We start from the raw sequence: 13,246 nt of genomic DNA on the forward strand, positions 1-13,246 counted from the left end.
GGCGTATTCGAATCCGCATTCCAGGCCCCCGTCGGGGCCGGTCTCGGAGACGAAAAGCGAAAGGTCGAATTTCGAGGTGCGGTCCTCGGGGTCCATGCGGTCGAGGCGCAGATCGCCCCAGCGGATCTCGTCCTGGGCGAGGAAGGTGAACAGCGTCTGGAACAGCGGGTGGTGGGCGAGGTCGCGCTGCGGGCAGAGTTCGGCGACGAGGCGGTCGAAGGGGAGGTCGCGGTGGTCGTAGGCGCCGACGAGACGGTCCCGTACGCCCCGGACCAGCTCGGCGAAGGGCAGCTCGGAGGAGAGCGTGGAGCGCAGGACGAGGGTGTTGAGGAAGTAGCCGATGAGCCCCTCGGTGTCCTCGTGGCCCCGCCCGTCCACGGGGATGCCGACGCTCACGTCGTACTGCCCCGACCAGCGGGCCAGCAGCGTCTTGAGCGCGGCGAGGAGCACCATGAACAGGGTGGCGTCCTGCTCGCGGCCGAGCGCGGTCAGCGCACGCGTCAGCTCGGGCGGCACGGTGAACTCGACGACGTCACCGGCGAAGGTGGGCTCGGCCGGGCGCGGGCGGTCGGTGGGCAGGCCGAGCGTGCCGGGGGCTCCGGCCAGCGCGTCCTTCCAGTACGCGAGCTGCTCGTCCAGTACGTCGCCGCGCAGCCATTCGCGCTGCCAGACGGCGTAGTCGGCGTACTGCGCTGCGGGTTCGGGCAACGTGGGCCGCTCACCGGCGGCGAAGGAGGCGTAGAGGCTGCCGAGCTGCGTGTAGAAGAGGTCGAGGGACGGGCCGTCGATCATGATGTGGTGGGTGTGGACGGCGAGCACGTGTGCGTCGTCGCCGAGGCGGATGAGCCGGACGCGGAAGGGCGCGGCGGCCTCCAGGTCGAAGCGCTGCGGGGCGCGCAGCAGTTCGCGCAGCGCGTCCTCGCGGCGCCCGGCGGGGATGCCGGAGAGGTCGAGCCGCTCGGCGGTGAGGGTGGCCTCCTCGTCGACGACCTGGGCCGCGACGTCCTCGACGGTGGTGTAGCGGGTGCGGAGCACCTCGTGCCTGCGGGCGAGGTCGGCGAGGGCGCGGTCGAGCGCCTCGGGGTCCAAGGGGCCGGTGATGCGGACGATGCTCTTGAGGTCGTAGGCGGCGCCGGGCGCGCCGAGCTGTTCGAGGAACCAGAGCCCTTCCTGACCGAGGGAGAGCGGGACGGCCGTGGGGCGGGGCCGTCCGCGCAGTGGCGTGCTGCGGGACAGCTCCTCCGCCTGGAGGAGGGCGATGACCTCCTGCTTCGAGGCGCGCAGCGCCGCCGACTGCTCGGCGGTGAGCGCGTTCGAAGGCCGCACGCGCAGCCTGCCCTCGTGCACCCAGAGCTGGACGCCGCTGTGCCGCAGTTCACCGAGGAGGCTACGGAGGTCGGTCATCGGCGGTTCGCTCCTCATGGATCGGTCGGGAAGGCAGGGGTGCGCAAGGCGGGGGGGTGTTCGCGGAACCGGTGAGGCGGAGGGACGGCTGGGGGACGGCGGGGAGGTCAGCCCGCGGCGGGCGCGGGTGCGCCCCTCTCGGGATGTTCGGGCCGCTCGGGCAGCGACCGGTAGATCGTCGACATCGCCGCGAACACACCGCCCAGCGTGGGCAGGGCGGCGTACTCGGGATCGCGGGAGAGCACCGCGTGGACGTCCTTGAGGCGCCACAGCGGCGTCCTGGGGAACAGGTGGTGGACGAGGTGGTAGCCCTCGCCCTGCTTCTCGCCGAGCAGGAAGCGCAGCGGCAGCGGGTATCTGCGGTTCCAGGACATGTAGATGTCCACGCGGGGCGCGGTCTCGATGACGGGGAAGTGCTCCAGGAGTTCCGCGACGGCGCCGAGCCACACCTGTGTGGTGACCAGGGGGACGAGCCAGTAGAGCGCCAGCAGGTCGAGCCAGCCGCCCCACACCCCGACGAGGAGCACGGCGGCCGTCAGCGCGCCGCGCACCCAGCGCTCCCAGAGCTGTTCGCCGCCGGTGACGATGCGGTGGCGCAGCAGGTAGGCGACGTAGGAGAGCGTGGCGCGCGGGCCGAGCATGGTGAGCAGATAGCGGCGCACCGCGCGCCTGCTGAGGTCGTCGCCGCACAGCCCGTTGCGCTGGTACTGCTGGTAGTCGGGGTCGCGTTCGGGGTCGCCCAGCCTGCCGTGGTGCTCGCCCAGGTGGGAGGCGCGGTAGCCGGTGAAGCTCTGGAGCACGGGATAGCCGCCGAAGAGGCCGCCGATCACGGATCCGGCGCGGGTGTGGCTCATCAGCGCCCGGTGTGTGGCCATGTGCAGCACCCCGGCGAGGGCCCGCTGCCGTCCGCCGATGAGGAAGACGGCCACCACGTACGCGGGAACGGAGACGGCGACGGGCGCGTGTTGCCACAGCCACCAGGAACCGGCGAACGCCACGGCGACGACGATCCAGTGCTCGACGGTTTCGAGCGGGCCGTGCCAGTTGTCGAGTCGTGAGCTTTCTCTTACGGCCTCGCGTATTTCCTTGGAGAACTGGTGCCGACGGGCAACACCGCCTCGGTTGCCTTCCACTGCCACCTCCGGCTTGTCGCCTCAGCTCGCCTCAGTGTTCAAAGGCGCAGGAATTCTCGTTTCAGGACTCTTCCAGATTCTTCGGGAATCTTCGAGCGTCAGAACTCTTCGAACGACAAACGCGCTTCGACGGTCTCGCGAATGGCTTTCGCGAGTTCTTCCGCGTTCTCCTTGGCGAGGAGGGTGAAGTGATTTCCGGGTACGTCGCGCACGGTGACTTCCCCGATCCGGCACGACCAGCCGCGGTCGCCCGTCAGATAGCCGTCGGGCAGTGCGCCGCGCACCTCGGGTATCACTTCCGTGGCCCGCAGCAGGTCGACGGCGCCGTCGTAGGGCGCGGGGTCGTAGTCGAGGAAGGCGGCGCGGTGGTGGTCGACGGCCTGCTCGAGGCGGTGGACCTCGCCCGCCGCCTCGTCGAGGGTGTCGGCCTCGAAGCCCTCCAGGGCGAAGATGTCCATGCCCAGGATGGCGGCCCGCACCCGCGCCGCACCGCCCATGCCACCCCCCGTACCGTCCGCACCGTCCGTGCAGGCGGCGAGCGCGGGCGGCGCCCAGGAGTCGAGGAGCAGCGTGGCGGTGACGTCCACGGCGCGCTCGCGCCACTGGCGGGCCATCTCCAGCGCGACGCACCCGCCCATGGACCACCCGGCGAGGACGACGGGGCTGACGCCGCGCACCGCGTCGACGGCGCTCGCGTAGTGCGCGGCCAGTTGCTCCACGGAGCCCGCGAGGCGGCCTTCCGCGTCCTGCGGCGCCTCGATGCCGTACACGTCGAACTCGCCCTCCAGACGGCGCGCCGTCTCCAGGAACGGCAGGACCGAGCCGCTCGCCGCGTGCACGAGGACCAGCAGGGGCCTGCCCTTGGCGGGGGCCAGCGGGACCAGGCAGGTGCGTGCCTCGTCGGCGGAGGAGCGCAGCCGTGCGGCCAGTTCGCGGACGGTGGGTGCCGCGAACACGTCGCTCACCGTGGGGCGCAGGCGCAGTTCCTGTGAACAGGCGGCGATGAGCCGGAAGATGAGCAGGGAGTGGCCGCCCAGTTCGAAGAACCCGTCGGTGACGCCGACGTCCTCGGTGCCCAGGACGCGCCGGAAGATCTCCGTGAGCCCGGTCTCCACCTCGCCCTCCGGGGGCACGAGCGTCCGCTGCCGCTCGGGCGCGCCGCCCTCGCCGAGGTGGCGCAGCAGGGCCTTCTCGTCCGCCTTGCCGTTGACGTTCATGGGGACGTGCGGGACCTCGGTGTAGCGGGAGGGGAGCATGTAGGCGGGCAGCAGCCGGGCCGCGTGCTCCGCCAGCTCCCGCGCGTCGGACGTGTGCCCCTCGCGCGGGACGACGAAGGCGGCGAGGCGGCGGTCCGTGCCCTGCTCCATGCTCTGCGGGGCGAGCACCACGGCGTCCTCGACGTCGGGGTGTTCGCACAACACGGCCTCGATCTCGGCGAGTTCGATGCGCATGCCGCGGATCTTGACCTGTCGGCCGATGCGGCCGAGGTGTTCGAGGACGCCGTCGGCGCGGTAGCGGCACAGGTCGCCGGTGCGGTACATGCGCGAGCCCGGCGGCCCGTACGGGTCGGGCAGGAAGCGCTCGGCGGTCATGCCGGGGTGGCGGTGGTAGTTCTGCGCCACGCCGCTCTCACCGCCGATGAACGCCTCACCGGGCACACCGACGGGTGCGAGTGCGAGGTTCTCGTCGAGCACGTAGAGCCGGAAGTTGCCCGCAGGACGGCCGAGCGGTACGGGTGCACCGGGGTCGCGGGGCAGCACCATGTCGGTGACACATCCCGCCTCGGTGGGCCCGTAGCAGTTGATGAGGGCGGCGTCGAAGCGCTCGTGGAAGCCGTCGCGGATGCGCGGGGTGACGGGCTCGCCGCCGCAGAACACCCAGCGCAGCGAGGGGCAACTGCCGGCGGGGGCGTTCTCCAGGAAGACCTGCATCATCGTGGGGATGAGGTAGACGGTGGTGACACCGTGCCGTTCGATCATCTCCCGCAGGTAGCCGGGGTCCTTGTGGCCGCCGGGGCGGCAGACGGCGAGGCGGGCGCCGAAGTACAGCGGCCAGAAGATCTCCCAGATGGAGACGTCGAAGCCGTAGGAGGTCTTCAGCAGGTTCGCGTCGCCGGGCCCGAAGGGGTACTTCTCCTGGAGCCAGAAGATGTTGGCGAGTGCGCCGTCCACCCCGTAGGCGACCGCCTTGGGCCGTCCCGTGGTGCCGGAGGTGTAGAGCAGGTGCACCAGGTGGTTGCCGGGTCCTTCGGCGGGCACGTCGCCGGTGGGCAGCGCGGCCCACAGGTGTGCGTCCTTGCCGAGGGAGTAGGTGTGCCAGGGGCCCTCGCCGATCCGCTCCCTGGTGGTGTCGTCGGTGAGCACCAGCAGGGCGCCCGCGTCCTGGAGCATGTACTCCAGTCGCCCGTCGGGGAGTTCGGGGTCGAGCGGGACGTAGGCGGCGCCCGACTTGGCGATGGCGTACAGCGCGGTGATCATGTCGAAGCCGCGCTCGGCGCACAGGGCCACGAAGGTGCCGCGTCCGGCCCCGGCGGAGCGCAGGAAGTGGGCGAGCCGGTTGGCGCGGGCGTTCAGCTCGCCGTAGGTGAGGGTTCCCTCGTCGCCCTCCAGCGCGACCGCTCCGGGGGTGCGGGCCGCCTGTTCCTCGAAGGGCTCGGCCATGGTGCGGTAGGGCAGCTCGGGGCGCCGGTAGGGGTTGAGGCCGTGCACGATGTGGTCGCGTTCGGCGCCGCTGAGCAGGTCCAGGTCGCGCAGCGCCGTGTCGGCGTCGCGTAGGGCGGAGTCGAGGAGACGGCGGTAGGCGGCGGTGTAGCGGCGTACGGTCGGCTCGTCGAAGAGGTCGAAGGCGTACTCCACGAAGCCGGAGAAGCCGGAGAAGCCGGAGGCACCGGCGCACCCGGCGGACCCGGAGCTGTCCGGGGTCTCGGTCAGCGACACCGTCAGGTCCCACTTGGCCGAGGCACTGTCCAGCACGACCTCGCCCCAGCGCGCGCCCTCGATGCTGAGCCCGTCGGCCGACTGGAGGCCGAAGAACGTCTGGAAGACGGGGCTGCCGCCCGCGGTGCGCGGGATGCCCAGCTCGGCCACGACGCGCTCGAACGGCACACTCTGGTGGTCCTGCGCGCCGACGACGGTGTCGTGCACGCGCCGCACCAGTGCGCGGAAGGAGAGGTCGCCCGTGACGTCGGTGCGCAGTGCGACGGGCTTGATGAAGCAGCCGACGATGTCCTCGGTCACCGGGTGGTCGCGCCCCGCCAGGGGTGCGCCGACGATGACGTCGGGCTGTCCCGTCAGCCGCAGGATGAGCGCCTTGTAGGCGGCGAGGAGCACGACGAACGGGGTGGTGCCCTCCTCCTCGGCGAGGCGGCGCACGTGCCCTGCGTCCTCGGCGGGCACGTCCAGAGGTACGACACCGCCCCGGCGGCTGGGCACGCTGGGACGCGGGCGGTCGGCGGGCAGGTCCAGGACGGGGAGTTCCCCGCCCAGTTGCCGCTTCCAGTAGCCGAGGTCACGGGCCACCCGCTCCTCGTCGGCCTGGGCCGCGAGCCAGGCCGCGTAGTCGAGGAACCCCACCTCGCCTGGCGCGTCCAGCGGCTCTCCCGCGAGCAGGGAGCACAGCTCCTGGACGAGCTGCTTGGTCGACCAGTAGTCGGTGACGAGGTGGTGCAGCACCAGGACGAGCAGCAGTCTGCCGCCCGGCAGGGCTACGGCCACGGCGCGCAGCAGCGGCGGGCTGTCCAGCGCGATGCGCGCCGCGGCCGCCGCGTCGCCGATCTCGCGGGCGCGCCGATCGGCCTCGGCCCCGGTCGCCTCCCGCAGGTCGTGCCACTCCAGGGGCGGTTCGATGAGGCCGCTGTCGTGCTGTACGGCCGTGCCCCCGGCCTCCCCCGCGTCCTCCGCGTCCCCGGTCTCGCGCACGGCGGCCCGCAGCGCGTCGTGACGCCCCATCAGGGTGCTGAGTGCGGTGCGTAGTTCGGTGCGCGTGGGTGCGTGGTCGAAGGTGAGTGTCTCGAAGACGTTGTACTCGGCGCTGTCGGGATACAGGTGGGTGAAGAACCAGATCCTGGCCTGCGCGGGAGTCAGCGGCACTTCGGTCCCCGCGGGCACCTTCGGTATCCGCTGCTGCCGCTCGGGGGTGCCGATGCGCCGTCGCAGCAGGCTGTCCAGGAGTTGAGCACGCCCAGGGCTCAGCTCGGTCATGCCGTCAGTCCTCCCTCGTTGAGGCGGTCGGCGACCTCGTCGTCCGACAGCCCGCTCACCATCGACACCAGCGACTTCTCGACGTAGGCGGCGAGCCCCTCGATGGTCGGTGCGCCGAAGAACTCGCGCAGGGACACCTCCACGCCGAAGGTCTCGTTGACCCGGTTCAGCACCTGGAGGGAGCTGAGCGAGTTGCCGCCGACGCCGAAGAAGTTGTCCTTGCGGCCGACGCGCCCCACGCCGAGCACGTCCTTCCACAGCTCGGCCAGCGCGCTCTCCAGCTCGGAGTGCGGTTCCGCCGCGCCCACCCGTGCCTCGCGGTCCGCGGCGGTCGGGGCCGGGAGCCGGAGCCGGTCGGTCTTGCCCGAGGGGGTGAGCGGCAGCGCGTCGAGGCGTACGTACGCGGCGGGCAGCATGTACGTCGTCAGATACCGCGCCAGGTGTTCGGCCAGTTCCCCGGCGGAGGCGTCGCCCACCACGTAGGCCACCAGTTCCGGTGCGCCGCCCCCGTCGCGCCCGTCGCGCCGTACGACGACGGCGCTCGCGCGCACACCGGGGTGCCGCTCCAGTACGGACTCGATCTCGCCGGTCTCCACCCGCACGCCCCGGATCTTGGCCTGGTCGTCGGAGCGCCCCGCGTAGTGCAGCGCCCCTTCCCTGTCCGTCCAGGCGAGGTCGCCCGTGCGGTAGAGGCGTTCGCCGGGGGTGAGCGCGTAGGGGTTCGGGACGAACTTCTCGGCGGTCAGCCCGGGGCGGCCGTGGTAGCCGCGGGCGAGACCGCCGATTCCGGCGACGTACAGCTCCCCGCGCACGCCCGGTGGCAGCGGGTTGAGTGCCTCGTCGAGCACGAACAGCCGGTAGATGCCGATCTGACGGCCCATGGGGACGGCGGCTGGCGCCGAGGTGACGCGGCCCTCCCAGGCGGCGACCTCCGAGGTCTCGGTCTGCCCGTACATGTTGTGCAGCTCGACGGGCGCGTGGAAGTGCGCGGCGAACCTTCGCAACAGCCGGGCTGGCACACCCTCGCCGGAGGTCTGGATCCAGCGAGGGCTCGGGGTGTCCGCGAGGTTCGCGCGCGGGGCGAGGGAGAGGTAGGCGTCGAGCATGGAGGGGACGAAGTGGGCGAGCGCGGGGCGCCCGTCCGTCAGCAGCCCGGCCAGATGGGTGACGTCGGCCTCGGCTCCGGCGTCCGCGAGGAGCACGGTGCCGCCGTGGCCGAGGGTGCTGAAGATCTCCCAGATGGCGACGTCGAAGAGGAGCGGCGTCTTGTGCAGCACCCGGGTGCCGGGGCCCATCGCGTAGCGGCGGGCGATCCAGTCGACGCGGTTGGCCGCGCAGCGGTGGTCGATCACGACGCCCTTGGGGCGGCCCGTGGAGCCGGAGGTGTAGTAGACGTACGCGACGTTGTCGAGCCCGACGGGGACCGTGGCGCGCGGTGTCCCGTCGACGGTGCCCGCCGTGTCCCGCCCGGTGGGCTGCGTGGGTTCCGTGGGTTCCGCGGGTTCTGCGGGTTCCGTGGGTTCCGCGGGTTCCGCGGGTTCTGCGGATTCCACGACGAGCGGGGTGCCCAGGGGTTCGAGCAGCGGCAGATGGGGCCGCTGGGTGACGAGCGCGACGGGACGGGCGTCCTCGGTGATCGCGCGCATCCGCTCCAGGGGCATGGCGGGGTCGAGCGGGATGAACCCGGCGCCGGTCCTGAGCGTCGCGAGCAGGGCCACGATCAGGTCGGGCGAGCGGTCGGCGCAGATCCCGACGAGCTTCTCCGGGCCCGCGCCCGCTGCGGCGAGGGCCAGGGCCAGGCGCTCGGCGCGGCGGTCCAGTTCGGCGTATGTGACGGTACGGGCGCCGAGTCCGGAGCGGCCGGAGCCTGTGGCGGACCCCGCCTCGATGGCGACGGCATCCGGGGTGCGACGCGCCGTCTCCTCGAAGCGGAGGTGCAGCGGCCGGAGGCCGCCGGGCTCCTCGCGGTCCGCGTTGACGGCGGCGGTGCGCTGGTCGCGCTCCGCGGGTGCGAGCAGGGGCAGTTCGTCGACACGGGTGCGGGGCGCGCCGACGGCGCCGTCGAGCAGTGCCTCGTATGCGGCGAGCCAATGCGCGGCTCCCGCGCCGTCCATGACGGCCGCGCTGTATTCGAGTTCGCCGGTGAGCCCGTCGCCGCCGTCCGCGCGTAACATGCAGGTCAGATCGACCTTGGCCGTCCCCGAGTGGACGGTCTCCTCGGTGATCTCCAGTCCCCCGATGCGGGCCGCCACGTCGGCGGGCGTGGCCTGGAGGACGAACATGGCCTGGAAGAGGGGGTTGGCGAGGGGATCGTCGCCGGTGTGGCGCGCCACACCGAGCGCGTCGACCACCTCGTCGAACGGCAGCTCCTGGCGCGCCAGCGCGGCGGTGAGCGCGGCGGAGGTGCGGTCGATCAGCTCGCCGAAGCGCATCCCCTCGGTGAACTCCACGCTCACGGCGAGGGTGTTGACGAGATAGCCGACGATCCGCTCGCTGCCGGGCACCGTCCGGCACGCGGCCGGTACGCCGACGACGAGCCGGTCACCGCCGGCGGTGCGTCGCAGCGTGGCGAGGAAGGCGGCGAGGAGGACACCGAAATCCGTGGTGCCGTGCTCCCGCGCGAGCGCCCTGACCCCGGCGAGCAGCCCGGGCGCGAGGGACAGCGGTGCGTAGCCGCCGTCGGTGCCGGTGGCCCCGGCGGGAGTGTCGGCATCGGTGTTGGCGGGGGCAGGGGCGGGGGCGGGGGCCTTGAAGCGGCCCTCCAGGTGCAGCGCGGGCGGCGGCCCGGCGTCCAGGGCATCCAGCTCCCGCTTCCAGAACGCGCGCTGGGCCTCGGCGTCCGTGCCCGTCAGCCAGGACTCCTGCCAGGCGACGAAGTCGCCGTACTGGCGCTCTGCCGGGGGCAGGCTCCGGCCCTCGTACAGTGCGCTCAGCTCGTCCCAGAAGACGCCGAGCGACCAGGCGTCGAAGACGGCGTGGTGAACGTTGAGCACCCACAGCGCCTCCCCCGCTTCCCTCTCCGCCTCCGGCTCCCCCGGCTTCCCCGTCGGCCAGGTGACGCACAGCGAGCGCAGCAGGGGTCCCGAGGTGAGGTCGAAGGGGCGGCGGGCCTCTTCGGCTGCGAGGGCGCGGGCGTGCTCGGGTCCTTCGGCCGGGGTCACCGTCGTGCGGACGGGTGTGCCGGGTCGTACGCGTTGGCGCAGGTCGCCGTCCGCCTCTTCGAGGGTGGTGCGCAGTGCCTCGTGCCGGTCCACGAGCGCGGTCAGCGCGGCGTCGAGACGGCCGATGTCGAGGGGGCCCCTGATCCGGTAGGCGAAGGGCACGGAGTAGGTGGCGGCGCCGCCGTGCAGACGCGCCAGGAACCACAGCCTCCGCTGGGCGCGGGAGGCGGGGCGCAGCGAGGTGTCCCGCGCGTGGGAGGCGACGGGCAGCGCGTGCGGCGCCAAGGGCGCGGGCCGTTCGCCCGCTGACGGGCGCCTGGCCTCGGTGACGGCGGCGGCGATGCCGCGCACGCTGGAGGCGGTGACGAGTTCGGCGTAGGTGAGGGTCGCGCCGGTCACCTCCGTGAGGAGGTTCAGGAGCTGGAGGGCGCGCAGCGAGTCGCCGCCGGCGGCGAAGAAGTCGAGCCCCGGCGTGGCGGGTGGGCGCCCGGTGAGCCGGGCGAAGAGCCCGGCGACGGCCTGCTCCAGCGCGGTGAGCGCGTGCGCGCCGGGCGCACCGGGCGCGCCGGACGCGCCGGACGCGCCGGACGTCTCCGCAGCCCCGTCAACGGCACCTGATGCAGGGGTGCCGGATGTGGCGGGGCCGCTCGCCGTCGTCCCGGCCGAGGCGGGGTCAGGCAGCCGACTGCGGTCGAGCTTGCCGCTGACAGGCGAGCGGACGAAGCCGTCGACGGGCACGAACAGGCTGGGCACCATCACAGGGGGCAGCAGCGCGGCGAGCCTGGCCCGCAGCTCGGGCTCGGAGAAGTCCCGCGCCACGACGTAGGCCACCAGCCGGGTGCCGTCGGCGTCCTCCGTGCCGGTGACGACCGCCTCCGTGACCCCCGGGCAGCGCAGCAGCGCCGCCTCGACCTGGCCGGGTTCGACGCGGTGGCCGCGGACCTTGAGCTGGTGGTCGACGCGGCCCGCGAAGTGCAGGGTGCCGTCGGCCTGCCGGTGGCCGAGGTCGCCCGTACGGTACATGCGCGTGCCCGCCGGGCCGAAGGGGTCGGGCAGGAACTTCTCGGCCGTCAGTCCCGGCCGGTGCAGATAGCCGCGGGCGAGCGCGGCGCCCGCGATGAAGATCTCGCCGGTGGTGCCGGGCGCGACAGGTTCCAGGTCCTCGCCCAGTACGTGGACGTCGGTGGCGTGGATGGGCTCGCCGAGCGGCACGGTGTCCCAGTCGTCCTGGAGGGGTCCGGCGAAGGTCGTGCAACTGATCGTGGCCTCGCTGGGGCCGTAGTCCGCGAGCCAGTCGACGTCAGCGGCCCACTCCAACTGCCGCCAGCGGCGCAGCACGTCGGCGCGCAGCTTCTCCCCGCCGACGAAGACGAGGCGCAGCGCGTCGGGCTTCGGCGCTCCGGCGGCGCTCAGGTCCTCGGCCCAGCGGTGCCAGTACGAGCTGGGCATGCTGACGACGCTGACCCGGGCGCTGTCCAGGAGGGCCGTGAACTCCCTTGTCGAAAGCACCCGTTGCGTGGGCAGGACGAGCGTCGCGCCGCCCAGCCAGGTGGGCAGGATCTCCTCCAGCGCCGCGTCGATGGCCAGCGAGGTGAACTGGAGGACGCGGTCACCTGGGCGGATGCCGAGCGCTCGGGTCATGTGCAGCGCGTGGTTGACCAGCGAGGCTCCGGCGACGGCGACGCCCTTCGGCTTCCCCGTCGAGCCGGAGGTGTGCACGACGTACGCGAGGTTGTCCGCGCGCACGGGCACGGCGGGGTCGGCGGTGTCCGGGTGCGTGCCGTTCTCCCGGGAGAGGTCCCCGGTGAGGTGCACGGCGGACAGGTCCACGACGCGTACGGTGCCGCCGAGGCCGGAAGCCGCTGACGCGGCCGACGTCCCCGAGGCCGCCGACGCCGCCGAGGCGCGAGATCCGAGGCGCCCGTCGACGAGCAGCGCGGCGGCGCCCGCGTCACGCAGCGCGGAGGCCACGACCTCGGCGGGGTGCGCCGGGTCGAACGGCAGGCAGGCGCCGCCCGCCTTCCACACGCCCAGCACCCCCACGAGCATCGACACGGAGCGCTCCATGGCGATGCCGACCAGGGTCTCGGGGGTGATGCCGGTGGCGACGAGGTGGTGGGCGAGGCGGTTGGCGCGCGCGTTCAGCTCCGCGTAGGAGACCTCTTCGCCGCCGTGCACCACCGCGGTCGTCTCCGCGTACCGGCGCGCTGCCTCCTCGAAGAGGTGGTGCGGGCAGCGGGCCGCGGCAGGTGTGTTGGCCGTCATCAGCGGTCCGCTCCCGTCACCGTCGTCTTCTTCGGGTTGCCCTGGGCGCGCCCGATGTCGAGGAAGCCCAGGATCGCGGGGACCGGGGAGATCACGCGGTCCACGCTGTCGAGTTCGGCGCGGTAGCGGCTGCGTACGTCGGGCAGCCTGCTCCAGTGGGTGGGCGGGCGCAGGTGGTGTTCCTGGTGGTAGCCGTCGTTGAAGGTGAGGAGGTTGTAGACCCGGCCGTAGTGGCTCACCGAGTTGGCGTAGCGGCTGTCGGGCTCGGCGCCGAAGTGGCGGTAGTAGTTCTGCACGTTGACCAGGACCAGGCCGAGGAAGACGGCGGGCAGATAGCACATGAGGAGCCACTGCCAGGAGAGGGCGCCGAGCAGGCAGACGAAGGCGAAGTGCGCGAGCCGGTCGAGCCGCACCTGACGCAGCTCCACGCCGCGCGGCCCAGGCGACCGCGAGGCATAGCGCAGCGCCGACTCGTGCGGGCCGACGCGGAACAGCCGGGTGACGGAGAGGAGCGCGGTGGCCAGCGAGAGCATCGAGTCGAGGGCGCCGCCGACGATGTAGCGCAGCAGCCCCGCGTGCTCGCCGTCGCGCCCGTCGCGGTACGTCGAGGAGGTGTCCTTCGTCGTCCCGTCGGCCGCCTGCCGGTCGTTGTTGTACCGGTGGTGATTGCGTACGTGACTGAGCTCGTACTCCTGTACGGACTGGGCGATGCTCGCCGAATTCATCATCGACACGGCCCCGTTCAGCACCTGCGAGCGGAACCACGGCTGATGGGTGAACAGGTGCGAGATAATGATGATGTTGTACGTCATCATGAATACGAGGAGGGCGAACGATCCTATTCGGGCCGCTGTTCCCGCCCCGCCCCAGGAGGCCGCCAGAACAATCGTCGCCCCGAATTGCGCAAGGCTCAGGGCGACCAATACAGCGTCGAGCGGACTGTTTCTCCATACCGTCTTGGACTTCAATTGGTCTCCAGGGCCTGCGTCGAAGGACAGCCGTTCGGCCGCCGTTTCACTGCAAGTGCAGAGCAATACGATGGTGGACTTGCCCGGCCCAGTCAATGTTGTCCGAAGAGCACTGA

General features: G+C 72.4%; 5 protein-coding genes. All 5 read right to left on the reverse strand.

Annotated features, from left to right (window positions below):
- On the reverse strand, window positions 1-1,404 hold a 1,404-nt coding region (locus ACYVOO_RS23945; protein WP_461017744.1), incomplete at its 3' end, for a condensation domain-containing protein.
- Window positions 1,405-1,511: 107 nt separating this feature from the next.
- Window positions 1,512-2,537, reverse strand: coding sequence for a fatty acid desaturase family protein (locus ACYVOO_RS23950; RefSeq protein WP_461017745.1), 1,026 nt, complete (start codon window positions 2,535-2,537; stop codon window positions 1,512-1,514).
- A 98-nt stretch (window positions 2,538-2,635) separates the two neighbouring features.
- Window positions 2,636-6,736: a non-ribosomal peptide synthetase gene (locus ACYVOO_RS23955; protein ID WP_461017746.1), complete on the reverse strand. Its 4,101-nt coding sequence runs from the start codon at window positions 6,734-6,736 to the stop codon at window positions 2,636-2,638.
- Complete coding sequence (locus ACYVOO_RS23960) at window positions 6,733-12,162, reverse strand: amino acid adenylation domain-containing protein (RefSeq protein WP_461017747.1); 5,430 nt, start codon at window positions 12,160-12,162, stop codon at window positions 6,733-6,735. The genes ACYVOO_RS23955 and ACYVOO_RS23960 overlap by 4 nt, the downstream gene beginning before the upstream one ends.
- A complete protein-coding gene (locus tag ACYVOO_RS23965; protein WP_461017748.1) occupies window positions 12,162-13,226 on the reverse strand; it encodes a fatty acid desaturase family protein in 1,065 nt (354 codons plus the stop codon). The genes ACYVOO_RS23960 and ACYVOO_RS23965 overlap by 1 nt, the downstream gene beginning before the upstream one ends.
- Window positions 13,227-13,246: the final 20 nt, after the last annotated feature.

The organism is Streptomyces daliensis, assembly GCF_054782395.1.